Annotated in this window: 24 protein-coding genes; 19 read left to right on the top strand and 5 right to left on the bottom strand. The window is 45.5% G+C overall.

All coding sequences use genetic code 11. The annotated features are described in order from the left end of the window. A partial coding sequence (locus AC812_RS02345; protein WP_157235380.1) for a transposase occupies nt 1–524 on the top strand: 524 nt, incomplete at its 5' end. 109 nt (nt 525–633) lie between these two features. On the opposite strand, the gene AC812_RS02340 is transcribed toward AC812_RS02345, so the two are convergent. Genes AC812_RS02340 through AC812_RS02330 form a run of 3 tightly spaced genes read right to left on the bottom strand, consistent with a single transcriptional unit; the run spans nt 634 to nt 3,832 of the window. Next, complete coding sequence (locus AC812_RS02340) at nt 634–1,542, bottom strand: polyprenyl synthetase family protein (protein ID WP_061916385.1); 909 nt, start codon at nt 1,540–1,542, stop codon at nt 634–636. 59 nt (nt 1,543–1,601) lie between these two features. Beyond that, complete coding sequence (locus tag AC812_RS02335; RefSeq protein ID WP_061916387.1) at nt 1,602–2,411, bottom strand: TatD family hydrolase; 810 nt, start codon at nt 2,409–2,411, stop codon at nt 1,602–1,604. Beyond that, nucleotides 2,408–3,832, bottom strand: a complete 1,425-nt coding sequence (locus tag AC812_RS02330) for a phosphoglucomutase/phosphomannomutase family protein (RefSeq protein ID WP_061916391.1) — start codon at nt 3,830–3,832, stop codon at nt 2,408–2,410. Before AC812_RS02330 ends, AC812_RS02335 begins: the two co-directional genes overlap by 4 nt. A 141-nt stretch (nt 3,833–3,973) precedes the next feature. Here AC812_RS02330 and AC812_RS02325 point away from each other — a divergent pair, with 141 nt between their 5' ends. Genes AC812_RS02325 through AC812_RS02305 form a run of 5 tightly spaced genes read left to right on the top strand, consistent with a single transcriptional unit; the run spans nt 3,974 to nt 8,032 of the window. Next, nucleotides 3,974–5,158: a cysteine desulfurase family protein gene (locus tag AC812_RS02325; protein WP_061916394.1), complete on the top strand. Its 1,185-nt coding sequence runs from the start codon at nt 3,974–3,976 to the stop codon at nt 5,156–5,158. 1 nt (nt 5,159) lies between these two features. Continuing rightward, nucleotides 5,160–6,260 (top strand): tRNA 2-thiouridine(34) synthase MnmA, encoded by a 1,101-nt coding sequence (mnmA, locus tag AC812_RS02320; protein ID WP_061916397.1) that lies wholly within the window; start codon nt 5,160–5,162, stop codon nt 6,258–6,260. 29 nt (nt 6,261–6,289) lie between these two features. After that, the gene (locus tag AC812_RS02315; RefSeq protein ID WP_145962557.1) at nt 6,290–6,553 is read left to right on the top strand and encodes a hypothetical protein; all 264 of its coding nucleotides are present in this window, start codon (nt 6,290–6,292) and stop codon (nt 6,551–6,553) included. A 7-nt stretch (nt 6,554–6,560) separates the two neighbouring features. Beyond that, nucleotides 6,561–7,415 carry a tRNA (adenine-N1)-methyltransferase gene (locus AC812_RS02310; protein WP_061916402.1) on the top strand — a complete coding sequence of 285 codons (855 nt, stop codon included), beginning with the start codon at nt 6,561–6,563 and terminating at the stop codon, nt 7,413–7,415. A gap of 20 nt (nt 7,416–7,435) precedes the next feature. Beyond that, entirely contained in the window at nt 7,436–8,032 is a 597-nt protein-coding gene (locus AC812_RS02305) for a CoA pyrophosphatase (protein ID WP_061916404.1), read from the top strand. Here the strand turns inward: AC812_RS02305 and AC812_RS02300 are convergent. After that, nucleotides 8,029–10,944 (bottom strand): EAL domain-containing protein, encoded by a 2,916-nt coding sequence (locus tag AC812_RS02300; protein WP_061916407.1) that lies wholly within the window; start codon nt 10,942–10,944, stop codon nt 8,029–8,031. The genes AC812_RS02305 and AC812_RS02300 overlap by 4 nt on opposite strands. A 146-nt stretch (nt 10,945–11,090) precedes the next feature. Then, nucleotides 11,091–11,738 (bottom strand): 50S ribosomal protein L25, encoded by a 648-nt coding sequence (locus AC812_RS02295; protein WP_061916410.1) that lies wholly within the window; start codon nt 11,736–11,738, stop codon nt 11,091–11,093. Between the two features lie 487 nt (nt 11,739–12,225). Between AC812_RS02295 and AC812_RS02290 the strand changes: the two genes are divergently transcribed. The 13 genes from AC812_RS02290 to AC812_RS02230 all read left to right on the top strand — a co-directional run bounded on the left by AC812_RS02290 (nt 12,226) and on the right by AC812_RS02230 (nt 26,711). Next, nucleotides 12,226–13,116 (top strand): substrate-binding periplasmic protein, encoded by an 891-nt coding sequence (locus AC812_RS02290; RefSeq protein ID WP_061916413.1) that lies wholly within the window; start codon nt 12,226–12,228, stop codon nt 13,114–13,116. 67 nt (nt 13,117–13,183) lie between these two features. Next, on the top strand, nt 13,184–14,071 hold the full coding sequence (locus AC812_RS02285) for an amino acid ABC transporter permease (protein WP_061916416.1): 888 nt from the start codon (nt 13,184–13,186) through the stop codon (nt 14,069–14,071). Continuing rightward, the gene (locus tag AC812_RS02280; RefSeq protein ID WP_061916419.1) at nt 14,055–14,801 is read left to right on the top strand and encodes an amino acid ABC transporter ATP-binding protein; all 747 of its coding nucleotides are present in this window, start codon (nt 14,055–14,057) and stop codon (nt 14,799–14,801) included. Before AC812_RS02285 ends, AC812_RS02280 begins: the two co-directional genes overlap by 17 nt. 22 nt (nt 14,802–14,823) lie before the next feature. Beyond that, nucleotides 14,824–16,128, top strand: a complete 1,305-nt coding sequence (locus AC812_RS02275) for a citrate (Si)-synthase (protein ID WP_061916421.1) — start codon at nt 14,824–14,826, stop codon at nt 16,126–16,128. Between the two features lie 328 nt (nt 16,129–16,456). After that, nucleotides 16,457–17,926 carry a phosphoenolpyruvate carboxykinase gene (locus tag AC812_RS02270; RefSeq protein WP_145962558.1) on the top strand — a complete coding sequence of 490 codons (1,470 nt, stop codon included), beginning with the start codon at nt 16,457–16,459 and terminating at the stop codon, nt 17,924–17,926. A 15-nt stretch (nt 17,927–17,941) separates the two neighbouring features. Continuing rightward, the gene (gene proB / locus AC812_RS02265) at nt 17,942–19,075 is read left to right on the top strand and encodes a glutamate 5-kinase (protein ID WP_061916423.1); all 1,134 of its coding nucleotides are present in this window, start codon (nt 17,942–17,944) and stop codon (nt 19,073–19,075) included. Further along, nucleotides 19,068–20,330, top strand: a complete 1,263-nt coding sequence (locus AC812_RS02260; RefSeq protein ID WP_062158767.1) for a glutamate-5-semialdehyde dehydrogenase — start codon at nt 19,068–19,070, stop codon at nt 20,328–20,330. The genes proB and AC812_RS02260 overlap by 8 nt, the downstream gene beginning before the upstream one ends. A 51-nt stretch (nt 20,331–20,381) precedes the next feature. Then, nucleotides 20,382–21,059 (top strand): 5-oxoprolinase subunit PxpB, encoded by a 678-nt coding sequence (gene pxpB / locus AC812_RS02255; protein ID WP_061916668.1) that lies wholly within the window; start codon nt 20,382–20,384, stop codon nt 21,057–21,059. Next, on the top strand, nt 21,037–22,035 hold the full coding sequence (locus AC812_RS02250) for a 5-oxoprolinase/urea amidolyase family protein (protein WP_082149069.1): 999 nt from the start codon (nt 21,037–21,039) through the stop codon (nt 22,033–22,035). Before pxpB ends, AC812_RS02250 begins: the two co-directional genes overlap by 23 nt. Beyond that, a complete protein-coding gene (locus tag AC812_RS02245; protein WP_061916429.1) occupies nt 22,032–22,793 on the top strand; it encodes a LamB/YcsF family protein in 762 nt (253 codons plus the stop codon). Before AC812_RS02250 ends, AC812_RS02245 begins: the two co-directional genes overlap by 4 nt. Before the next feature lie 485 nt (nt 22,794–23,278). Continuing rightward, nucleotides 23,279–24,793, top strand: a complete 1,515-nt coding sequence (locus AC812_RS02240; protein WP_061916432.1) for a sugar transferase — start codon at nt 23,279–23,281, stop codon at nt 24,791–24,793. Nucleotides 24,794–24,807: 14 nt separating this feature from the next. Next, the gene (locus AC812_RS02235) at nt 24,808–25,740 is read left to right on the top strand and encodes an NAD-dependent epimerase/dehydratase family protein (RefSeq protein WP_061916435.1); all 933 of its coding nucleotides are present in this window, start codon (nt 24,808–24,810) and stop codon (nt 25,738–25,740) included. Then, entirely contained in the window at nt 25,737–26,711 is a 975-nt protein-coding gene (locus tag AC812_RS02230; RefSeq protein WP_061916438.1) for a GHMP family kinase ATP-binding protein, read from the top strand. The genes AC812_RS02235 and AC812_RS02230 overlap by 4 nt, the downstream gene beginning before the upstream one ends. Nucleotides 26,712–26,717: the final 6 nt, after the last annotated feature.

The following is a 26,717-nucleotide window of genomic DNA, read 5'->3' as shown; positions in this document are numbered from 1 at the left end:
TGGAGCAGCACCATGTCGAGAACTTCCTCAAGTACAACACCTTCTACCAGGATACCCACCGCTACCGCAACCCGCAGGTGCTGCGGGCTCACCAGTTCCGTGCCGAACACTTTGCCTATGACCCAGCTAGCGACACCTTTATCTGCCCGGCGGGCAAACGCCTGCATTTTCAGTACACCTCCCGCTACACCAGCGACAACGGCTACCAGAGCCAGCGGCACACCTACGAATGTTTCGACTGTGCCGAATGCCCGCTGCGAAGCCAGTGCACCCGAGCCACGGGCAACCGCAAGATGCGCATCTCCTTCCGCTTACTGGAATACCGCCGCAAAGCACGCGAGAACCTGACCAGCGCGGAGGGACAGCGGCTGCGCGCTGCACGCTCGATTGAGGTCGAGACGGTTTTTGGACAGATCAAACACAACATGGCTTTCCGGCGATTCCACCTGCGCGGGTTAGAGAAGGTCAAAACCGAGTGGGGGCTGGTAAGCATAGCCCACAATCTACGAAAATTGGCTGCCTGATCAACAGCCAATTTTTTTTGCTGGTCAAAACGGGTTTATTTGACCTGTTTTTCCTTACCAAAAGGGCTGCCTAGATGTTCTTTCCAGACAGCCCCTTTTTCGTCTCGGGTTAAAGCTCCCGGCGGGTAATGTAAAGGGTCAATTCTTCCAGGTGAGTTCTTTCAGGACAAGGCGGTAACTTTTGTAAGCACAAAAATGCCTCATTGACATAACGTTCTGCTTCGGCAATAGATTGGTCAATTGACGGGCTGTTGCGAATACGCTCAACCAGGCTCTGGATCTCTTCTTCATAATGCGGGCAGTGCCCATCTAAAATTTGTTGAACCATTTCATCTTCTGGATGATTTTCGATGTAGTAAATGGTGGGGAGGGTGATTAAACCCTGTTTTAAATCACTCCCGACCGGTTTACCCAACTTGGACGGGTCGCTGATGAAGTCAAGGACGTCGTCCATAATCTGGAAAGCCATCCCAATATTGAAGCCGTAGGTTCGAATGGTCTGGATGGTTTCTTCCGTAACAGGGCTGATCAACGCAGCACATGTGGCTGATGTTTCGAACAATGAGGCGGTTTTAGCATAAATTCGCTGATAATAGCCTTGCCGGTCTGCCTGGCAGCGGCTGGAAAACAGTTGAGAAATTTCTCCATTGACGATGACGCTGAGTGTACTGGAAAACAGGCTCATTACCGGTATGGATTCGGTATCTGCAGCCAGTTTGGCTGCCCGTGCAAAAAGAAAATCTCCTGTTAAAACGGTTGCGCCAGGCGACCACTGCGAATTGAGAGTCGGGATACCGCGACGTAAAAGTGCCCCGTCAATCAAATCGTCGTGGACAAGAGTGGCGGTATGTAACAGTTCAATGGCCGCGGCCAGTGTGATCAACTTATCCTGCGCTGCGCCTAACATTCTTCCAACCAGTAAAGTGACGGTGGGGCGAATGCGTTTTCCACCGGATGTAATTATATGCCTCAGGGCGGCTTGTAAGTCGGCATGGTGACCTTCGGCTTGAGATTCCATCAAGTTCTCCACTTGATGGATCTGTTCCTGTACGGGAATGATAAAGGATGTTGTAGTGCTCAATCAGACGATCTCCATCCAAATAAGTAGTTACCGTTATCCACTAGCGTAAGGGTAGTTTCTTCCAGCGAAAGCCCTTTAAGCGTTGAGATTTTTTGGACAACCAGACTTACCCATGCCGGCTCATTCCGCTTTCCGCGAAAAGGATGAGGCGCCAGATAGGGAGCATCGGTTTCGGCAATCATCGCTTGTAATGGAATTGCTTTTGTGACTCTTTGGCGCTCTTTGGCATTGGAAAATGTGACCGGCCCAGCTACTCCAATGTAAAAACCGAAATTGATGGCTTGAATGGCGCTTTCAAGGTCACCGTCAAAAGCGTGAAGAACACCCGGCTTTTTTCCTTGGGTTTTATCCGACCGATGCCATCTGCTTACCCATTCGGAGAGAATGGGCATAAGATCGTGTAAGGCATTTCGGTTGTGGATCACTACGGGTTTAGAGGTTTCCAATGCCAGATCCAGTTGAGATGTAAAAATTTCCATCTGAAGGGTCGGCTCGGCAAAATCACGGTAGTAATCCAAACCAATTTCGCCAATGGCAACTACCTTTGGATGGCTGCACAGTTCTCGCAAGCCCGGTAGGCTGCCAGTTTCCCACGAAGTTGCATTGTTGGGATGAACCCCAATCGCAGCAAAAACCGGGTCAAACTTTTCACTAAGTTCAACCGCTCGCCGGCTGGTCTCCATATCAATGCCAGGTACTAGAATCCGGTTAACGCCTTGCTGCTGAGCTCGCTGGATGACCTGCTCCAAATCATTATCAAATTGGTTAAGGTTCAAATGACAATGTGTGTCTTGATAAACGATCACTTTTGCAACCCAACAAGTCTTAAGCCATCTTCCAAAATTGGTTTTACGCGATCTTGATGGGTCGTTTCACAATATACGCGGATGATCGGTTCTGTTCCCGAAAATCGTATCAGCAACCATCCACCGTCTTCCAGCATGAATTTAAAACCATCAGTAGTATTTAAACCAGTAACCTTTAAGCCGCCAATCGTTGTTGGTTTCGCTTCAAGAATCATTTTCTCTTTTTCGGCTCGGTCGCCGGTAAATCGCGAGTCAATCCGATCGTAATAATGGGGACCTACTTTGGAAAAGAGTAAATCAATCAATTCGGATGGTTTTTTGTTCAAACGCACCATCATATCCAGGATATATAAACCGGCGAGGATTCCGTCTCTTTCGGGTACATTACCACGGAAAGCATAACCACCCGATTCTTCACCACCAATTAGCGCGTTGGTTTCAAGGAATTTTGGAGCGACATATTTGAAACCCACCCCTGTTTCGTAGACGGGAATATTATAAATTTTCCCCAGTTTTTCAAGCATACTGGTGGTTGAAAGGGTTTTGACGATAGGCCCGCGCTCTCCTCTGACCTCGAGTAAATACAATGCCAGCAGCGCGTAAACCTGTAACTGATTTATAAAGCGGCCGTTTTCGTCACCAACGCCAACCCGGTCAGCATCTCCATCGGTGATAATTAAGACATCCGCGCCTTGTTTGACAGTTTCTTTCAAGCCGGCATCAATGTTTGGTGGAATGGGTTCGGGACGAGACATTTCGGGGAAAATAGGGTTTCTTTGGTTGTGAATTTCAATGACCTGAGTTTTACCCCCGGCTAAAATTTGAGGAAACCAACCGGCTCCATTGCCCCACATAGGATCAACCAGGATTTTTAATCCAGCGTCGCGAATGGGCTGCACATCAATCAGGGATTTCAAATGATCCATGTACGCTGGGGCTGGGTCGAAACGAACCAGCAACTGGTTCTTTTCGGCTTCTTCTGCTGAAATCCGTTTCACGTTGGTTTCTGAGTCGGGAATTAAGGACTCGATTTGCTTCAGACCTTCCGGATCAACGGCACCCCCGTGTTCGTCTCGAACTTTGAAACCATTGTCGGTTGGAGGGTTGTGGGATGCGGTAATGTTGATAGCGCCTGCTGCGCCTTTATTGACCACAGAAAATGCAATCACCGGAGTCGGTGTAGCGGTTTGAGTTAAGTACACCTTAAACCCGTTGCCACACATCACTTCCGCGGCAGCCAGCGCGAAATTCTCTGAGAGAAAACGCTTATCATGACCGATGACAACACTCTGTCCGTGTTTACCTTTTTCAATCAGGTAACTTGCAAATCCTTGTGCGCAACGTCGAACATTGGCAAAGGTATAATCTTCGGCGATGAAACCTCGCCAGCCATCGGTTCCGAACTTGATTTTTGTCGTCATGGAGTTCTCCTCCTGAAAGATGCATGTGAGAATAATAACAATCTCCTTCAATTATAACAGGTGATTAATCAGACACAAAATAAATGTCCAAGAATAAGCGTGCTATAATCTACACGGATTGTCTGAATTAGGATTGTGATGATGAATGCATCTTTGGATAAGATCTATTTTGATTATGCGGCCACAACACCAGTAGATGATCGGGTGGTAGAGGCGATGCTTCCCTATTTCACCCGACAATTTGGTAATCCATCATCGGTTCACATTTTCGGTCAAGAAGCAGAAGCTGCTCTTGAGGGTGCCCGTGAAACCATTGCCCGATTATTGGGGGTTTCTTCCAGTGAAATTGTGTTTACCGGTTGCGGTACCGAGAGCGATAACCTGGCTCTACGAGGTGTTGCATTCGAGCGGAAATTAAGATACGGAGCAGATCGGATCCTCATTTCCCCGGTTGAACATCATGCCGTTTCTCATACTGCCCGACAACTGGCGGATCATTTTGGTTTTCGCCTGGAATTTTTACGGGTTGACTCCTTTGGAATGGTTGACCCTGATTACCTCCAAAAAATTATTGACCGCGATGTGGCAATTGTTTCGGTGATTCACGGAAATAACGAAATTGGTACGATCAACCCGGTAGCAGAGTTAGGGCAAATTTGCAGAAATTACCAGGTACCTTTTCATGTAGATGCTGTCCAGTCGGCAGCTCATTTGCCTTTGAAGGGGCTCGAAGATTGGTGTGATCTGGCTGCTTTTGGCGCTCACAAGTTTTATGGGCCAAAAGGGGTTGGCGCCTTGTTCATTCGAAAAGGCACACCCATACTTCCCATGTTGACCGGTGGGGGGCAAGAGAATGGAATTCGTTCGGGCACTCAAAATGTGCCTTACATTGTTGGGATGGCAAAGGCTTTTGAGCTGGCTCAGACTGAGGGCTTGAAAATACACGCCTCCTTGATTCAATTCCGCGACCGTATAATTTCCTCGGTACAAGATAATATCAAAGGCTCCCACTTGACAGGGCATCCGACATTGCGGTTGGCCAATCACGCCAGTTTTGTTTTTGAGGGTGTTGATGGAAATCAGTTATTGATTCTTCTGGATGCTGCTGGTTTTGCCTGTTCATCCGGATCGGCCTGTAAAACCGGTGATCCAAAACCTTCGGAAGTACTGTTGGCGATGGGTATTTCTCCACCTTTAGCGCTTGGATCTTTGCGGGTTACGGTTGGTAAATATACCACTCAAGAAGATGTCGAAAAATTTGTAAGCGTATTACCGTTACTGGTTCATAAAATCCGAAAAATGTCGTTAGAGTTGAAAGGCCGATAAGATGAAGGACGTGAAAGTTGCTATTGCAATGAGCGGAGGGGTGGATAGCTCGGTTGCAGCTGCATTACTTAAGGAGCAGGGCTATCAAGTTTTTGGCGTGATGCTGAGATTGTGGAGCGAGCCGGGAAAAGAAGATAGCAACCGCTGTTGTACTCCCGACTCCATGGCTCAAGCCCGACGCGTTGCTGCACAATTGAAAATTCCCTTTTACGCGATCAATGCTCAGGAAATTTTCAGGCAAGTTGTGGTGGAATATTTTTTTGAAGGGTATCGTTCAGGAATTACCCCTAATCCCTGCCTTCTGTGCAACCGATATATCCGATGGGATTATATGTGGAAACATGTTCAGGCGATGGGTGCTGAAAAAATGGCTACCGGTCATTACGCAAGATTGCGTGTAGCCAATAGCAAAACCGTAAAGCTTCTAAAAGGTCTGGATGAAAACAAGGATCAATCGTACGTTTTGAGTGTCCTTCGTCAAGATCAATTGCAACACACTCTGTTACCTGTTGGAGAATTTACAAAACCCCAGGTCCGTCAATTAGCTAGAGATTTTGGCTTGCCTGTTGCGGAACGGCAGGATAGTCAGGATCTTTGTTTCCTGGCGGGTCAGGATTATCGAGATTTTCTTAGACGAAACGCGCCAGACGTGATCAGGCCTGGAAAAATCGTTACGACCGGAGGTCAAGTAGTGGGGGAGCATGAGGGTTTGGGATTTTATACAATTGGACAAAGAAAAGGTTTAGGACTTCAATTGCCGCATCCTTATTATGTGGTTGACAAAAAGGTCGAGGAGAATCTCTTAATTGTGGGGAAAGAAACCGATTTACGGTTTGGCGGTTTGATTGCTGAAGGTGTAAACTGGATAGAAGAGAATCCGCCTGCGGTTTGCTTTTCCGCTGAGGTCAAGATTCGATATAAGGCTCGTTTCGTCCCCGCAATCATCGAAATCATGGATGATCATCGCGTTCACGTAAAGTTTGAGCAACCCGTGAGAGATGTAACCCCCGGTCAAAGGGCAGTATTTTACCAAGGGGATGAAGTCATTGGCGGGGGAATGATTCGCGAGGCAATTCCCTTTATCATCCAAGAAAAGGCATAAAAATGATCTTTCAATCGGTTTTGTTAGGAATGGTCATTGCCACCCTCTATGGATCTGTATTTCATCTCTGGCGTGGCGGAAGCCTGATCAGGCTTGGGCTTTACCTGGTCTTTGCATGGATTGGTTTTTGGGGTGGCCATTGGTTGGGGGGACTGGTTGGATGGGAATTTTTCAAGGTTGGACAATTAAACATTGGCCCGGCGACCATTGGAAGCTTTGTTACTTTAGCAGTTGGATACTGGCTTAGCCTTGTTCAGGTTGAACCAGAACGAAAAACGAATAAAAAATTGTGAGGGAACTTTGACCTGGAATTTACATGGTACAACGGTGAATGATGGTGATTTGGCTCAGCTGGTTGGGCTGCGTCACAAGAGTTTTATCGTCAGAATTAAACAAGGCGGTGAGTTACAGACGCATCGGGGGATTGTTCGATTTGATGACATTATCGGTAAACCGTGGGGCAGCCGTGTTAGAAGCCATCTGGGCAATCCGTTTTATGTGTTGCAGCCTGCCTTGGGAGATTTGTTAAAAGAATTACCCAGGAATACTCAAATCCTCTATCCAAAAGATATTGGTTTTATCCTTATCCAGATGGGGATTGGTGAAGGACAGGTTGTTCTTGAGGCCGGAACCGGGTCAGGTTCGTTGACTTCTGCTATGGCGTTTGCGGTGGGGAACAGCGGTAAAGTGATCACCTATGAGGCCAGAGAAGAGATGCAAAAACTGGCTCGCAAGAATATCAGCCGACTGGGTCTTGAGGATCGTGTTGAATTCAAATTGCGGGAATTGACTGCTGAACAAGGTTTTGATGAAGAGGGGGTGGATGCGCTTTTTCTGGATTTACCAAATCCGTATGATTATATTCATCATGCGCGGAGCGCCTTAAAATTGGGCGGTTTTTTTGGAAGCATTCTACCCACAGCCAATCAGGTTTCTCGGTTATTACTGGCTTTACGTCAATTTGATTTTGCTTTTGTGGATGTTTGTGAAGTCTTGCTTCGCTATTACAAACCTGAGCCGGAACGTTTCCGTCCTGTTGATCGTATGGTTGCTCACACGGGTTTTTTGATTTTTGCGCGCCCGGTTTTGCTCGAAAACACAAATGATTCAATAGATGATTTAGAAGAGGGCGGCGAAGAAGACATTGAGGATTGATTTGCACGTGGTCGGTTCAAATGAAAATTTCTTTGACAGCCGAACAAATTAAGAGTCGTCTCAATTCAAGAATAAACTATCCAGTTCGCTCTTTTCCGGTGAAGGGAAAATATGCAGCGGTCTTAATGCCTTTGATCCACGAAAAGAGCCAATGGAGCATCCTTTTCACTCGCAGGTCTGACTCGGTCAATGACCACAAAGGACAGGTTTCGTTTCCAGGAGGAGCGATCGAACCAACCGATGACAGCCCCTTGACGGCTGCCTTGCGAGAGGCTGAAGAGGAAATTGGCTTGAAACCAGACTATGTTCAGGTTTTGGGTCAGCTTTTGCCGCACGAATCGGTTACTGGCTACACCATTTTTCCGGTAGTCGCCCAAATCCAATGGCCAGTCCCTTTAAAAATTAATCCCAGTGAAGTCAGCCGGGTATTTACTATTCCTTTAGATTGGCTCATCAAGAAGGAGAATTTTGTGATTCGGGACTGGCTTTCGCCTTTTGGTCTTCGGCGAGGTGTCGTGTTTTACAGACCTTATGACGGGGAGCAATTGTGGGGGATTTCTGCTCGAATTTTGTTAGATTTTTTGGAAAAACTCGGTCTGGTCTCAACAAACGATTAATAATCCGCTGGTTTCAGATAATTTTCGATCTCATTTGCTTTTACAGGTTTACTAAAATGAAAACCCTGGATCATATCGCAATGAAATCTTCTCAAGGCTGTCAGCTGTTCTTCGGTTTCAACACCCTCGGCAATGACACTTAACCCGAGGCGATGCGCCATTTCAATCATGGATTGGATGATTAAGTCATTTTCTTTTTGTACCCCTATTTGAGAGATGAAATTTTGTCCGATTTTGATGGTGTTGACCGGTAATCGTTGAATGGTGCTCAACGATGAATAACCGGTTCCAAAATCATCAATGGATATTTTTACACCTAAACCGCGAAGTTCCCACAACATGGTTTCGAATTTCTCGAATTGTGAAAAATTGCGACTTTCCGTAATTTCAATAACCAGAGAGGCGGGGTCGAGTTGAGTTTGTACAAGCGCGTCCCGCACCATTGAGGGTAAATCGGTTTGCTGGAATTGCCGGGCAGAAAAATTAACTGAGACTTTCAGATTTTTCATCCCGGATGCCTGCCATTTCTTGAGTTGGGTACAGGACTCCCGGAGAACCCATTCACCAATAGGAAGGATTAAACCAGTATCCTCTGCCAGATCAATGAACTGGTTGGGAAGTACAATTCCATGTTTGGGATGATTCCAGCGGAGCAAAGCCTCAACATAAACCACTCTTTGGGTGAAAGCATCAAAGATGGGTTGATAATAAACCACCAATTCGCCTCTGGAAAGCGCTTGCCGCAGGTGCGTTTCCATGTCTAATAGGGTTACGGCTTTAGCATGCATAACTTTATCAAAAATCATATAGCCGTTTCCTCCTTGTGCTTTGGCTTCGTACATGGCAGTATCGGCATCGCGCATCATGGCTTCTGTGGAATCCGTATCGGGATTGGCTATTGCAACCCCTATGCTGCAAGTGGTAAAGACTTTATTCCCTTCAACAACAAGCGGACGGCTTATTTCCCTTTGAATGCGATTGATGATTTGGATAATTTCGTACGGATCGTGCAGGTCATTGAGTAAAATGGCGAATTCGTCGCCACCCAGTCGCGCAATGGTGTCTTCTGCCCGCAGGCATTCATCTAATCGGCGGGAAACTTCGACAATCATTTGATCTCCCACACGATGACCCAAACTATCATTGACTAGTTTAAAGCGATCCAAATCTAAAAGGAGAATTGCAAAGGTGGGTTCTTCATGCCTTTTTGAACGTTTGATCGCTTGATCGAGCCTTTCAATGAATAAGATGCGGTTAGGCAGGCCGGTCAGACGGTCGTACAAGGCTTGATGAATAAGCTGATCTTCGTTCGCCTTTTGGCGGGTGATGTCGGTCAAAGAGCCGGCGATACGGTGAGGGTTGCCAAACTCGCTTTTCACGGCCATTCCTCGAGCGAGTACCCAGCGATATTCACCATCGCGGTGACGAATGCGATGTTCGGTTTCGAAATGGGGTATCAATCCTGATAAGTGAGCTTCTAAGTTTGATTTCACGCCTGGTAGATCATCTTCGTGAATGCGGTTGAACCACTCCTCGGGGGAATCGGACATCTCATCTGGGGAATAACCGAGGAGTTTCTTCCAGCGGGGTGAATAATAAATGCGATTAGCCAGAAGATCCCAATCCCAAATCCCATCATTCGCGCCTTCTGAAGCGAGCTTGTACCTTTCCTCGCTGATTTTGAGGGCCGTTTCAGAAGTTCGCTGTTGTGTAATATCATTGAAAATTCCCACGATATATTGGGGTTGTTGATTCTCGTTTTTAATGGGCGAGGCTGTTATTTTTAAAATTAACCTTTGACCATCTAAAGTCAATCCAGTGAATTCATCTTCAAGTGGTGTGTGAGAAGCGATGACTTGATTGAAGTATCGAATAGCCTTTTGGTGGTCTTCGGGAATAATGAATTCAAGTGCATTTTTCCCAATAATTCTATCTTTTGACTGAACGTTCAATAGTGTGGTAAATGCGGGGTTACAATCAATGAAATTTCCCTTCAAATCCGTTAAAACGATGGCATTTGGTGAATTGTCGAAAATACTTTTTATTAAATCATGTTGTTGTTTTTGTTCGATTTCTGCTTGCTTGATGAGGATGGCATTCGCAAGATGAGGTGCAACAATGGTCAAAAATTGGAGGTCTTCCTGTGTGTAGCGAATTTCGTGTTGGTAACTCTGAACTGCCATTGCGCCAATGATTACTTGCCGGGCTAGGAGAGGTACTCCTAACCAGTCAATTGAGGGTGCGCCAATCGCTTCGACTTCCCCGGTTTTTAATAAGGTTTCGAAGATTTCCGGCGTTACCAATAATGGAGTTTTCCTGCGAATAACATAGTCGGTCAACCCCCTGCCCAGGGGTTGAGGTAGAGGTGGGGAATCAAATTCATCTACATAATACGGGAATGAGATCTGATTTTGATCGGGATGGTAAAGTGCCACATAAAAATTATTGGCGGGCATTATCTGGCGAATTATGTTATGGAATTGAACCAGTAAATCCGATAAATCCTTACTGGTGGCAACGCTTTCGGCAATTTTTAAGAGAGCTTCCTGAGTTTTTTGCCACTTAAATTGCTGGGTCAAGTCTTTGATGATGGCAATGGTTAAATTTCCGAGGTCTTTATCCTCGATATTTTTCAAACGAACTTCAAGATGGCGGTTATCTTTGCCGATTTTGAAATTTCTAAGCCGAATTATGCTGCCACTCCGAGCGGTAATCACATCACGACCGGCAGGATTGGAGAAAAACAACCGCTCCAGAAGAATATGGTCAATGGTTTCCCCATTGAATAAGTCAACAAGTTTATGATTAAAGCGAATTACTTTCTTTGTTAAGGGAGAAAAAACCAGAACAGCGTCTTCGCTGAGTTTGAGAAGTAGATCAATCGAGAAAGGATAATGGCTTTGATGAGACATTTGCGAAAACCTTTGTTGAGGTTGAATTTTGCTTGGGAAGGTGCAAGGATTGTGCCGTTAGGCTCTCTGTTGGTTGTTGTAGATTTTAATAAAAGAGCAGCACAAAACCGATTTGTGCTGCTCGCCAATCCTGATCAAGAATTGTTTTAGTCTTCGATGTCCACTTCTTCTTTCTTGCCGCGTTCGATGACTTCCGGCTCCGAGATCTCCTCGGCGGTTTCTTCTTCCTCGCTGATTTCAGGAGCAGCACCGGTGACTATGACGATCACTTCATTCGGGTCGTTGAGGATTTCGACGCTACTGGGAACCGTTAAGTCCCTCACAAATATCGCATCACCAATTTTCGCTAGACCTGAAATATCTACGACAAACTTATCGGGCAGTTCCTGTGGAAGAGCCTCCACCTCGATCTCATCCAATTCCTGCACGATAACGCCGTTGTAATCTTTGACGGCAGGAGATGTGCCGCTGAGTTCAATGCCAACATTGGTGCGAATCTTTTCCGTCAAAGAAACCACCTGAAAATCAACGTGGAGCAGTGTGCCTTTGATGAAATCACGTTGTTTTTCGCGGACCAGAGTGGCAAATTCTTTTCCATCTAAATTGATTGTGATTAATTGAGATGATGATGCGTGGGCAAGCACACGACTGGCATCACGCAGCTCCATTAGGATTGGAGTAGATTCTGTTTGATAACCGTAAAGTACGCCGGGTAGCTTGCCTTCTCTTCGAAGTGCTCCCACCTTTTTACCGGTTACCGATCGCCGAGTTGCCTGAATTACGAGCTTTTCCATTTTTTTCCGTCCTCGAGCGCCTCTCACCTTGACAGGTTACCCTCGCTCTATGAATTAGATTTTCGACTTGACAGCCGACGGATTATTTTAGTCGTATGTCGGATAACCGTCAAGGAAAAATTTTGGTTTTTGTCAGGAGAAATCTGACCGGGTACTTAAAAGTATAAGCCTGAGCGAAACACCTGAAAAATTGGATGGAAAATGCCAGAAATTGTTCTTGACATATCCTGTCAATGGTGCTATAAAATTGCTATGTTTTTCCAAACCAATGCTAAGCGTACCCCAAAGAACCGAACCTACAAACAGGGAGCGGTTTTTGGCGCTTAGCCTTAATGGTTAACACCAGTTAATTGAGAACAAAAACCCTCCCAAACGGGAGGGTTTTTTTATAACCAATTTTCCTGGAGGTGCGAGAGTTAGAAATCAATTATTGAAATTGGATAAATAATATCATAATATAAAGTATCGAAAACCAAAGGAGGCAGAGATGAAAAATTCACTTATTAAGGTTTTTGTATTGGCAATCGTGCTGTTCTTGAGCGCTTGTGGAAGTCCAGCGGATACCAGCTCAACTTCAACTGGAGATGTTGGTGAAAGCCCAAGCATTAACACGCCTTCTCAGCCAGAAGGTTGTTTGGGAACAGCAGAAACAGCTATTGTGGATTTGGGATGCCGTGAAGTCACCATTGCTGTGGAAAATGCCTATCTTCCCTTTAACTACATTTCAATTCAAACTGGTGAACCGGGAGGCTGGGATTACGATGCCTGGCGAGAAATTTGTACCCGCCTGCATTGTATCCCTGTATTTGTTGAAACAGCTTGGGATGGAATGATTCAGGCCGTTTCGGATGGCCAATTCGATGTAGCAGCGGATGGAATTACCAATACACCTGAACGTCAGAAAATTGTTGATTTTTCTATAGGATATATTCAGATTCAACAACGGTTATTGGTTCGAAAAGGTGAGTCTCGATTCACCAGCATTGAGGAATTTGCTCAGAATGACGCTTTAATCATGGGAACTCAGGTCAGCACTACCAATTATGAAACTGCTGTTAAGTTTTTACCTGAAGGACGAATCAAGGCTTTTGAGCAATTCCCCTTTGCTATTCAAGCATTAATAGCTGGGGATGTGGATGCAGTCATTATTGACGAAATTGTCGGGATGGGGTATTCGGGTCAAAACGCAGATAAATTGGAGCTGATCGGCCCTTCGATTTCCAGTGATGAACTTGGATTTGTCTTTCCAAAGGGTAGTCCGTTGGTTGAACCGGTTAATAAGGCTCTTGAATCGATGAAAGCGGATGGCACACTGGCGGCGTTGAACGAAAAGTATTTTGGCCCATCCTTTAACGTAACCGAAGAGGACATTAAATAGTTTTGAGGAATAAGGCGTTGGTTGTGGCTGAAAAAGTTACAACCAACGCCAATGAGAGGATAAAGGTATGGCGGTGAAAGAGACTATTGAAGCAAAACAGCAAATTGCCTCTCCTCAATTGACTGGGGCTGAAATAAGAGAAAAGATCCGTCTTTTTCCCTGGTGGACTGTTGGATTGATTGGGGTTTTTGTTCTGACGGCGCATTTGATCTTGACTCGTCCCAGTTATCAGGATGCCTTCAACTTCATCCGGGCTGGTGTTGGTGTCACTGTTCAGACAACACTGGTTGCATATGGAATTGCCCTGGTTTTGGGTTTATTTACTGGCCTGGGGCGTATTTCGCACAATATAGTAATTCAAAACCTGGGTACTTTGTATGTAGAGTTAATTCGCGGAATACCCATGCTGGTGCTGATATTTTTCATCGCTTTTGTGGGTGTTCCTGCTGGGGTCGGTCTCTTGAACCAGATTGGGGAGTGGTTTTCCCAAATAGGCTTGCAATTGATTGCCCAGCCGTTGATACAACTGGAAAATAGCTCAGTGCCAATGACGACCCGTGCTATTATTGCTCTTTCTGTCACTTATGGTGCATTTCAGGCGGAGATTTTCCGGGCTGGAATTCAATCCATCGGGAGAGGCCAAATGGAAGCTGCCCGCGCACAAGGGATGACGTACTGGCAGGCAATGCGTTTTATTATCCTTCCGCAGGCAATTAGGAATGTTTTACCCGCTCTTGGGAATGATTTCGTTTCAATGTTGAAAGATTCTTCGCTTGTATCGGTACTGGCAGTGAGGGATATTACCCAAATCGCGAAGTTGTATGCTGGCAGGTCTTTCCAATATCAAGAAGCCTATGTCACCCTTGCAGTACTTTACTTGATGATGACGGTAGTGTTATCTGCTTTGGTCAAATGGATAGAAAGAAGAGTAAGACAAGATGAACGCAACGCATGAAATGATTCAAGTGATCAATCTCAGGAAAAAATTTGGGCGTTTGGTAGCGTTGGATGGGGTTAACCTGACGGTTCGTAGAGGACAAGTGATTGTCATCATCGGCCCGAGCGGTTCGGGTAAATCCACCCTTTTGCGATGTATAAATCATTTGGAAACTCCTACCGAAGGTGAGATTTGGATCGAGCGGCAGAAAATCACCGGAAATCAAAGACAATTGAACGCCATTCGTTCCCAAATTGGTATGGTGTTCCAACATTTCAACCTTTATCCTCATTTAACCGTTTTGGAGAATGTGACCCTGGCGCAAAGAATTGTCCGCAAAATTCCAAAATCTCAAGCCGAAGCAATTGCAATGCATCATCTAGAACGAGTTGGAATTGCGGATAAAGCCCGTTTCTATCCGGCTCAACTTTCGGGTGGACAGCAGCAGCGTGTTGCAATTGCCCGTGCTCTTGCTCAAGATCCGAAAATTATGTTGTTTGATGAACCCACCAGTGCGCTTGACCCGGAGATGATCAAGGAAGTTCTTGATGTGATGCTGAACCTGGCTGAAGAGGGAATTACGATGGTGGTCGTAACACACGAGATGGGTTTTGCCCGCGCAGCCGCAGATGAGGTGATTTTCATGGATTATGGAAAAATAATCGAACGGGCAACCCCGGAGGTGTTTTTCAGCCAGCCGGCTCATGAGCGCAGTAGGGCTTTTCTTTCTCAAATTTTGAGTCATTAACTCATAACAAGTGGGAGTCGGGATGATTATCAAGGAGAAAATTCAAGAACAGATACCGCGATGGATGGAGCGGATTCAGCGGTTGAAAAAAGAATATAGCAACTTTGTGGTTGGAGAGGTAACCATAGAACAAATCCTCAGCGGTATTCGGGGTGTGCAAATCAGCATCAGTGATATTTCTTATGTTGATCCCTATGAGGGGATTCGTCTAAGGGGGTACACGATTTCTCAGGTTTTGTCATTGTTACCAAAAGCAAAAAACTCTCGAATGCCGCTGGCGGGAGGCTTGTATCACTTGCTCTTGACCGGCGAATTGCCGAGCCAAAAAGAAGCAGAAGAGGTGGAAGAAATCTGGCGTTGCCGGTCAGAAGTACCCCAATATGTTTGGGACGTTATTTGTTCAATGCCCCCTGAAACCCATCCGATGACGCTTTTCAGTCAGGCAATTATGGCGTTGCAGCCACAATCCCTCTTTGCCAGAGCTTACCTGGAAGGCGTGCAGAAATCGCAGTATTGGGAATATTATTTAGAAGATAGTTTGAATCTGACGGCGAAAATTCCTCAAATTGCTGCGTTCATATACTGCTGGAAGTACAAGGACGGCAAGGTAGAACCCCCAGATCCCAATCTGGATTGGAGTGCCAGTTTTGCGCAAATGATTGGTAAGGGATCGGATTGGGAGTATCAGGAATTGATGCGTTTGTATCTTGTCATCCATTCTGACCACGAAGGCGCCAATGTGAGCGCTCATACCTCCCATCTGGTCAGTTCAGCGCTCTCCGATATTTACCTTTCTTCTGCCGCTGGAATGAATGGCCTGGCTGGCCCGTTGCATGGGCTTGCCAACCAAGAATGTATTCGGTGGCTGCTGAATGTGTATGATCATTTTCAAAGGTTACCCTCAGACGAAGAATTGGAGGGGTACATTCGCAATCAGTTGTCGGCGGGCTATGTGATCCCTGGTTACGGCCATGCGGTATTGAGGGTAACTGATCCACGCTTCACCGCCCAAATGGAATTTGCGGAACAATTTTTGCCTCAGGATCCATTATTCCAATTGGTTAAGCAGGTCTACCGCCTGGCCCCTTCCATTCTGGGAGAAAATGGGAAGATCAAAAATCCAAGACCGAATGTGGACGCAATCAACGGCTGTCTGCAGTATTATTACGGGGTGCGGGAGGTTGATTTTTACACCGTTTTGTTTGGCGTGAGCCGATTATTAGGGCTGACTGCCCATGCGATTTGGGCACGCGCATTGGGCAAGCCGATTGAACGCCCGAAATCCTTGACGACTCAGATGTTAGAAGAGCGGGTGGGGATCATTTGACAGCAATAAACATATTTCAAAATTTTCACTCAGGCGAGGAGCAAAAATGGAAGCATTGTCCTATCAAATGTACGATGGTAAAGTTGTTTTGAGATTACGGGGGAAGATTTGTGAGAATTCGGAGGAGCTGCTCACCAGTCCTTTGTTCCGGGATGTATTGTGGGATTTTATACGCCATTTACAAAAGCGAGAATCCCGATTCTTGAATTTGTTCCCAAATCGTCAGGTTTCCGAAAAGGCGATTACCGAAATGATTGATACTTTTCGCTTTCTGGTCAAGTTACCCGCCGATTTGGTGATTAAAGTTCATGAACCGGCCAGGAAGTTCTTGACCGAACGCGATTTAATCTATGATTTTGTTGAAAATTTATACAACTACTGGCGGAGTCTCCATCGTGTCCTGATTTGCGATCGAACGCTGGATGAAATGGATCGGCGTCCTTACCGCACCTTTGCCGAAACGGTTGAGCGGTTGATGCATGTTGTGCGCAGCACTTATCGGGATATTCAGGAAAACATTACCGGAAGTCATCCGCGTGTTTATCGGCAGGTGAGTGCGGGCGTCGAAATTGGCGCAATTGCATTACCTGCGCCAATTCCATACCCGAATGGCGATTATACCGCCTTAAAAAACATCTCGATTATCCGACAAATCATGATTTACCCGCCAATGATTTTCAACTCACCTTCAAACAAAAGAAAAGGCATGTTCGAGCGGGTAAATTTCAATCCGGTACGGGGCTTGCATTTGGATCCGGAAGAATGGGTCTGTTATCCAGCGAAGGTTGGTGATCTGGTTGTCATGATCTATTTTTCGATGCGCTTCTTTGAGCTGGGATTTTCTTTATGTAATTTATTTGAGCTGGCCGAGAGTGACCAGATTACTCAGCAACCCGATGCCATATACCTGTTTGGCGTTCCAGAAATCCCCGGATTAATGGAGGGTCAAAGTCAAACGATCTTCTACGACGACGAAGAAAATCACATGCTGGTAGCTGCCGTGCCTTGTCGAGATGAATTTGGATATTTTGGTTATCTAAAGAAAATGGTGTTGACCTTGCATAATATTATTGTGATGAAAAGAGGCCGGCTGCCTTATCATGGGGCTTATTTTCACATACGCATGCGCTCAGGCAAGGAATCCAATGTGTTAATTGTAGGAGACACAGGTGCTGGAAAATCTGAAACTCTGGAAGCGTTACGACAAATAGCCGGTGATGAGGTTGAAGAATTAATTCCCATTGCAGATGATATGGGCTCTCTTCAAATTGACTCGAGTGGAAAAGTTGCAGGTTTTGGTACAGAAATTGGGGCGTTTGTGAGATTGGATGACCTTCAGTCGGGTTATGCGTGGGGGCAAATTGACCGCACGATTATTATGAATCCGGATCAGACCAACGCTCGGGTAGTTATCCCGATTACGACGTATGATGAAGTCATGCGCGGCTACCCAGTGGATGTATTCTTGTATGCCAATAACTACGAGGTGGTTGATCAGGACTATCCGATTATTCGCCGTTTTGAAAATGCTCAAGATGCACTTGAAGTGTTCCGCTCCGGAGCGGTAATGAGTAAGGGGACTACCAACACAAAGGGTCTGGTGCACAGTTACTTTGCAAATATCTTCGGCCCGCCTCAATATCAGGATTTGCATGAAGAATTGGCTGTCCGATATTTTGATCAGTTATTTAAACAAAATGTGTTTGTCGGAGAATTAAGAACCCAACTGGGTGTCCCTGGTAAGGAACAGGAAGGTCCTTTGATGGCTGCCAAGGCTTTATTGAAACTCATCTCTTAGGATCGAACAAGCCCAATGAATTATCAGCGAGTCGTAATAAAAGTAGGATCTTCTACACTTACAGCGGGTGGAAGGCACATTTCGCCCCCGAGGGTGATTGATCTGGTCAAAGCGATTTGTCAATTAAAACAAAGCGGGATTCAGGTTTTGCTGGTTTCCTCGGGTGCAATCGCCGCCGGCAGAGAGGCTTTAGGGTACCCTGAATTACCTAAATTCATACCCGCGAAACAAATGCTGGCTGCAATTGGGCAACCTCGTTTGATGGAAATGTACGAACGCTTTTTTGCCATCTACGAAGAAAAAGTTGCCCAGGTGCTGCTCACCAGAGCAGACTTAACTGACCGGCGGCGTTACCTGAATGCTCGCAGCACCCTTGAGGCGCTGATCCATCAATCTGTTATACCCATCATCAATGAAAATGACACCGTCGCTACTGAAGAAATCCGTTTTGGGGATAACGACAATCTTTCTGCTCAGGTGGCAAGTCTGATCGAGGCGGATTTGTTGATTTTACTAACCGATCAGGACGGCGTTTATGATCAAGACCCACGTCGAAATCCTCATGCAAGACTATTCGGTCGAATCGAGAGCGCTGAAATACCTCCTGAAATGTGGGCTGCGGCTGGTGGCAGTGTTAGTGGGGTGGGTACAGGTGGTATGATTACAAAACTTCAAGCAGCTGATCTGGCGCGTCGCTCAGGCTGTGCTGTCGTAGTCGCTTCCGGAAGTGTGCCACTTAATATATTGCGCATAGTCAATAACGAGCCAATCGGTACCTATTTCTCACCTGTATTAAACAAAATAGAAGCAAGAAAACGATACATTCTGACTGCCGCAAAAGGCAACGGACAAATTTACATTGATGCAGGTGCAGAACTGGCTCTGATTAGAGGACGGAGTTTATTGCCCATTGGGATTACCAAAGTGTCGGGGGATTTTGAACGGGGGGATGCCGTTGAAGTGTTGTGCGGAAAGGCCAGTTCGGTTGCAATGGGCATTACCAATTATGCAGCTCGTGATTTGGAAAAATTGATCGGACACCAATCCACCGAAATAGAAACAATTTTAGGGTATACCTACGGGGATGAGGTAATCCACCGCAATAATTTAGTGATGATCCAATCCATCGAGAGGAATTGCAATGGTTGACTTAAGTGAAATCGGAAAACGAGCCAGGAGTAGTGCGAGGATACTTTCAATAACCCCGACCGAACAACGAAATAATGTTTTACGGGATATTGGCCAATTGTTGTTAGAGAAACAAACCAATATATTGGCGGCCAATGAAAAAGATGTGGAAAATGCTCGTCAGCAGGGTCTTTCAGATGCAATGATAGACCGCCTATTGATTACTCCTTCTCGATTGGAAGGAATAGTAGCCGATATTCAACGAGTCATAGACCTGCCTGACCCGCTCAAAGAGATTTTGGATGAACAAGTGTTACCAAACGGGCTGCAAGTTCGTAAACTGCGGGTACCAATCGGGGTCTTGGGAGTGATTTACGAATCCAGACCAAATGTGACAATTGATGTTTCTTGCCTTGCGCTCAAGTCTGGTAATGCGGTTATTCTTAGGGGAGGGAGTGAAACGATTGAGAGCAACCGGGCATTGGTAGAAATCATCCAGATGGCATTGCAAAAGCAGGGTTTACCTTCACAGGTAGTTCAATTGATTGAGAGTCCTGAGCGTCGTTATGTACTGGATTTACTGAAGATGCCATCCTATGTTGACCTGATTATTCCTCGCGGTGGTGCAAAATTACATCAATTTTGTAGAGAAAATAGCCAGATACCGGTAATCGTTGGCGGTATCGGAATCTGCCATTTATTTGTTGATGAAAGCGCTGATGTTGAAAAGTCTGTTGAGGTCATCTTCAATGCGAAAGTTCAAAGACCAACGGTATGTAATGCTTTGGATACATTGCTTGTCCATCGTGGTATCGCTCGCACAATTTTACCCAAGGTTTTTGAGCAATTGAGTAATGCCGGCGTGACGTTTCGTTTAGATCAATCCGTTTTAAAGCTGCTCAATTTACAACCATCGAGGGTATATCAAGTGGCAGGGGAAGGGGATTTTGATACAGAGTGGTTATCTCTGGTGCTTGGGGTAAAAATTGTGGATAATATAGATGAAGCCATAGAGCACATTGAACAGCATTCAACTGCTCACTCCGATGGTATACTATCCACCAGCCCAGAAAATATCGAAATGTTTATCCAAAGAGTGGACTCGGCCGCGGTTTATGTTAATGCCAGTACTCGGTTTACTGATGGAGGACAATTGGGGTTGGGTGCCGAGGTTGCGGTTTCGACGCAAAAAATTCATGCGCGTGGACCGATGGGATTGAAGGAACTTACATCATACAAGTGGGTCATTGTGGGTGACGGTCACGTGCGGCGCTGACCCTATTTGATCGCGCGTTTTGAACACAAACGCAAAATCGGGTTTAATTCCATGAGAACCCATTTTCACATTGAGCCATTCGGTGAATACGGATTGCTGGTCATTCTTGGAGATAAAATTGATTTCGAGGTGAATCGGCGAGTTCACCACTTAAGTGAATGGTTGCGCCTTTCAAATATCCATGGAATCAGGGAATTGATTCCCGCCTATGCCTCATTGCTTATCGAATTTGACCCTTTTCAGGTTGATTTAGATACTCTTTACAATATGATATTTGAAGGGCTAGATCGAATACAGATGGCATTCTATCGTCGAGGCAAGATGATAGAGATACCAACAATTTATGGGGGAGATTATGGGCCTGATCTGGATTTTGTGGCTGAATACAACCGCTTAACTCCCGCCGAGGTAATCCGCCTTCATAGTGAGGGGGAATATACAGTATTCATGATGGGTTTTAGTCCCGGTTTTCCGTATCTTGGCGGAATGAATCCAAGGATTGCCACCCCGCGTCTTTCTTCACCCCGAACCCGTGTACCAGCCGGCTCGGTGGGCATTGCTGGAAATCAAACTGGAATTTATCCAAACGAATCGGCTGGCGGCTGGCAATTGATTGGTTGGACTCCTGTGCAATTGTTCAATCCTGAAGAAGCTCCCTATTTTTTGCTCAAACCAGGGGACCGACTACGATTTATACCTGTTGGGAATGACATCATTAGCCATGATTGAAATTTTAGACGGCGGCTATTTCTCGACAATCCAGGATTTGGGGCGATATGGTTGGGGACAGTTTGGAGTACCGCGCAGCGGTGCAGTGGACGAATTCGCCTTGCGAGCAGCCAACAGGCTGGTTGGAAATCCAGATGAATTGGCGTGTATTGAGATCGGATTGGGCGGTTTTCGATTTCGAGCGTTGAAAAATTTGTTGATGGCCGTGTGTGGGAAAGGGTTTTCTCTTCGACTGGATGGACAATTGATGAGCCTGTGGCAATCCATCGCAGTGCAATCGGGTCAAATCGTCCAAGTTGATCACGAAGGGGGTGGGATGTGGGCAGTCATTGCATTTCATGGAGGAATTGATGTAAAGCCTCTCATGGGGTCGCGCTCAACATCCCTGGTGGGTGGTTTCGGCGGTGGGTTTGGGCGCTTTCTCATGAAGGGGGATCAATTGAAAATTGGCGAACCCGTAAAGGGCCAGGAAGGGATACGCGATCGTTCTTTTTCAATCGAGGCGATTCAATACTATCAACCCGATCCTGTTATCCGAGTTGTGGTTGGGCCGCACTCCAGTTGGTTCAATCAAGATGTTTATAATTCGTTTTTTCAGAAAACTTATGTGATTTCTTCTTCGTCTAACCGAAGCGGGTACAGACTGCAAGGCGAACCATTAACAGTGAATTTCTCGGGCAATTTGATCTCCTTGGGAATGCTCCCTGGGGCAATTCAGATTCCCCCCAATGGAGAACCAATTGTCATGATGGCGGATTCTCCAACCAGCGGTGGTTATCCAATTATAGGTGTGGTGATACGGGCAGATTTACCCCTGTTAGCGCAATGCGAACCTCTCAGAAGTCAGATTCAGTTTTGCTCGGTTTCTCCTGAACAAGCAAGAGAAGCGTATATGGTTTTGAGTCGAAGGCTCGAATTTTTGGATACTGATCCATACAACTCGGAACTTTGGGAAAGGGCTGGATCTATTCAATGAAAACGATTGATCTTAATTGCGACATGGGTGAAAGTTTTGGACGGTACACATTGGGAATGGACGAAGATCTGATGCCTTTTCTGAGTTCAGTTAATCTGGCGTGTGGTTTCCACGCGGGTGATCCAGTTGTAATCCAAAAAACGGTCGAGAAAGCGGTTAAACATCATCTGGCAATCGGCGCACATCCCGGTTATCCGGACCTGCAAGGTTTTGGGCGGCGTAAGATGGAAATGGCACCAGAAGAGGTGGAAGCGATGGTTTTGTACCAGATTGGAGCCTTGTGGAGTTTCGTTCGGGCGAGTGGCGCAGAAATGACCCACGTTAAACCACATGGAGCGCTTTACAATCAGGCAGCCGAGGATGCTCAAGTAGCCAAGGCCATTGTCCTTGCAGTCAGGCGTTTTAGCCGTGAATTAATCATTGTCGGTCTGGCCGGGTCGGTTTTGGTAACAATGGGGTTGGAATATGGTATGAAAACGGCAAATGAGGGGTTTATAGAGCGTGGTTATCTTCAAGATGGAAGGTTAATGCCACGCGGTTGGGCTGGCTCAATCATCCATGATCCGCTGAAAGCTGCTCAACAAGCCGTGTGTTTGGCAAGCGAGGGGATTGCAATCCAATCGGAAAATTCAAACACAACCCTTAAGGTGGACACACTGTGTATTCACGGAGATTCTCCGAGTGCTAAAGAAATTGTTTGGAGAGTGCGATTGGCTTTAGAAGAAGCAGGGTTTTTCATTAAAAGTTTGGCTGGGTAGAAGATTCCTAAGCCGAATTGTGGCTAAATAGACCCATTTGGACACACAAAAAGGGTAAAACATTTGTATAACCCATGATAAGATATATTATATTGGGTATATATTTTATCCGATCCATGCCCCATTGGCTCATTTTTGATTCATCGAATCGTTTTTCACGTGATTTAAACACATTTTTGAATGGTTTCGATCGGGAAAAAACTGCCAAAAAGACTTTATTATTCGTGGCATTTAATCTATTAATCCCCCCTCCCCCTTTTTTCTGAACTTTTCATAATACTTTTTTACGCATCAATTCTTATAGTTGGTTTGGTATTTCTTATTCTTTTTTTAGAATTTGTTTATAAAAGATTGACTGGGCTTTTGGGTGTTGTACAATTTTTATAAAGATTATTAATTTTATTATCTCGCCGAATTTTGGAAATTTATCAATCCTTTAGAACTTCTCCAAATCGGCTTATGTGAAATTCGATAAGGTGGTCTTTATGCGTTCCTCTTACCTGACCGAAAAAGAATTAACCAAAGACCAAATCCGTGAAAAGACTTTATTATCTACTACTGCTACCAAAACTCGTTCACGCTATTGGGAGTGGTTGCTGTTTAGTGTGATATTGTTGATCAGCGATGGTTTGAATATTGGATTGGGTCTCCGGTTTGCTTACTTAATTCGGTTTGAGTTGACCTTGCCCATATTCGATCCAAGAGCCCTGACATCTGTTGACTATTATGAAGGATTAATTTTACTGATTATACCCACCTGGCTGGCAGTTTTTCTACTGAGGGGTCTGTATAAACGGGAGAACTTACTTGGCGGGGTGCGAGAATATCATCTGCTGTTTGAAGCAAATACCCTTGCGATGATTATTGTCATTGCAGTTGGCTATTTTGAGCCTCGCATTGTATTTGCGCGGGGTTGGATTTTGATAGCTTGGCTTTCGGCATTTTTCTTTACGGCGTTGGGAAGATTTCTGCTCCGGCGTGTGGCTTACTTCTTGAGAACTTATGGTTACTTCTTATCAAGGGCTGTAATTGTAGGTTACAACCAGGAATCTGCCGAAATGGCTCAACAATTGAGCGATGTTCGTCATTCGGGATTGAGCCTGCTTGGTTTTGTCACAAATACCGACAATCCAACAGGTAACGATAAAGGACTTAGAATCTTGGGAGAGATTCGACAATTGGGGGACTTGATCGAAAGGCATCGCATTGATGAAGTGATTCTCACCAGCAGTGCCTTAAGCCGCGAAGAATTACTGGATATTTTTGAAAAATTCGGAACCTCGGATAAAGCCAAATTGCGAATATCTTCCGGCCTTTACGAGATCATCACAACAGGTTTGAGCGTTCGGGAATTTGCGTGGGTCCCACTTGTGGAAGTCAACAAAGTGAGATTGACCGGTAGTGAACAAGTGCTAAAAGCTGCATTAGATTATGGGGTGTCTATCCCGTTACTCATATTGATATCCCCTCTGCTTCTACTCATTGCAGTAGCCATTAAACTGGATTCTCCCGGCCCGGTTATCCATCGTAGGCGTGTTCTGGGAGTAAATGGGAAAGAATTTGATGCCTTCAAATTTCGAACCATGGTCATCAATGGGGATGATGTTTTAGAACAGTATCCAGAAAAAAAAGAGGAATTAGTCAGATACCATAAAATCAAAGACGATCCTCGAATTACCCGGATAGGCCGGATTTTAAGAAAAACCAGTCTGGACGAGCTTCCTCAATTGTTTAATGTTCTGAGAAACGAGATGTCCCTGGTTGGACCACGAATGATTACAGCCCCTGAATTGGAAGAGTATAAAAAATGGGGAATCAATCTGCTGACTGTAAAACCCGGCATCACCGGAAAATGGCAAGTCTCGGGCCGTTCGGATGTCAGTTACCAAGAACGGGTACGTTTTGATATGTATTACATACGCAACTGGAACATCTGGATGGACATTCAGTTGATCATCCAAACCATACCCGCTATACTCAGCAAACGCGGCGCATATTAGAAAGGCTAACCATCATGAAAATTCTTGTAACAGGCGGGGCTGGTTTTATTGGGTCAACGGTAGTTGACTTGCTCCTTCAAGATGGGCATGATGTTGTCATTGTAGACAATCTGGTGACCGGCAGATACACCAACATCAATCCTGCAGCCACTTTCTATCAGCTGGATATTCGCAGTTCAAACCTTTCCCAGATATTCGAGAAGGAGCGCCCTGACGTTGTCAATCATCATGCGGCTCAGATGGATGTACGGCGGTCTGTCGCTGACCCTCTCTATGATGCGGATGTAAATGTGAAGGGATCTCTGAATGTGTTGGAATGCGCTCGTAAATATGATGTACGGCAATTCATTTATGCTTCCTCTGGAGGAACGGTTTATGGCGAGCCAAAGTATCTTCCTTGCGACGAGGAACATCCCATTCAGCCGATTTGCCAGTATGGTGCGACCAAGTACATGACTGAACTTTATTTGTACATGTACCGCGTGATGTATGGATTGGATTATGTCGTTTTTCGTTACCCGAATGTGTATGGTCCTCGTCAGGATCCCAAAGGTGAAGCCGGCGTAGTAGCCATATTTACTGGCCAGATGTCTCGCAATGAAGCGGTTACTATTCATGGTGATGGATTGCAGGAGAGGGATTTTGTTTTTGTGGACGATGTTGCTGAAGCCAATCGCCTTGCTCTCTCTTTAAATTCCGGTGGCTATGTATACAACCTTGGAACAGGGCAGCCAACTAACGTGATTCAAATCTTTGAGGGTCTGAAAGTAATCACCCATTACACAAAAGAGGTTCAATTTGGTCCTGCGAGGTTGGGCGAAACACGAAGGATTTATCTGGATAGTACCAAATTTCAGGCTGAAACGGGCTGGAAACCGAAGACTTCACTCCTGCAAGGTCTCAGTAAAACGGTCGAGTTTTTCAGACAAACGGAGCTGGTGAATTGATTATTGTTCAAACTCCCTTACGAATCAGTTTTTTTGGGGGGGGAACGGATTTTCCTTCTTACTTCATGGAAGAAGGAGGTTGTGTTTTGTCATCTGCGATTGACAAATACATTTTTGTAACCATAAAGCGCAGGTTTGATGATTTTCTGCGCGTTGGTTACACACGAACTGAAATTGTTGAAGACATCAATGACCTCCAACATGAATTGATTCGTGAAGCCCTGAGAAAAGTTGGAATCACCAAAGGGGTGGAGATCACTACCATGGGTGATATTCCTTCCGGTTCAGGGCTTGGCTCTTCCAGTACCGTAACTGTTGGGGCTCTTCACGCGATGTACACTTACCTTAATTGCTCCATCAATGCTGAACAATTGGCCAGAGAGGCTTGTGAAATTGAGATTGACATTCTGAAGAAACCAATAGGAGTGCAAGATCAGTATATTGCTGCTTACGGAGGATTGCGATTTTTTGAATTTTCAAACAGCGGTGAGGTGTGTAATTATAAATTGCCGTTGGATGAAGTTTCAATGACGCGTTTGAATGAAAACCTTCTGTTGTACTTTACCGGTACTACAAGACAAGCGGCAAGCATCCTTTCAGAACAACAAGATAACATTCATGAAAATAAAAAAACTTTACGTCAGTTGAAAGAATTGGCTTATGTTGCAAAAGAAGAACTCGAAAAGGGAAACATTGATGTAATCGGGACTCTACTTCACGAAAGCTGGCAATACAAAAAACAACTCGCCAGCAAAATCAGTAACGGTCAAATCGAGGAGATTTACAAAACTGCCCGCAAAGCCGGAGCATTAGGCGGTAAGGTGACCGGAGCCGGTGGAGGTGGTTTTTTACTTCTGTATTGTCCTTACGAAAAACGTGATGCGGTACGAAGTTCGCTGAATGGTCTACGCGAAGTACCCATTCGACTTGAACCGGATGGTTCAAAAACCATATTCAATTACCGACGCTAGCAGACT

This window comes from Bellilinea caldifistulae (assembly GCF_001306055.1).
Lineage (GTDB): Bacteria > Chloroflexota > Anaerolineae > Anaerolineales > Anaerolineaceae > Bellilinea > Bellilinea caldifistulae.
Note: the sequence above shows the minus strand (reverse complement) of the source record. Positions and strands in the feature narration are given on the sequence as shown.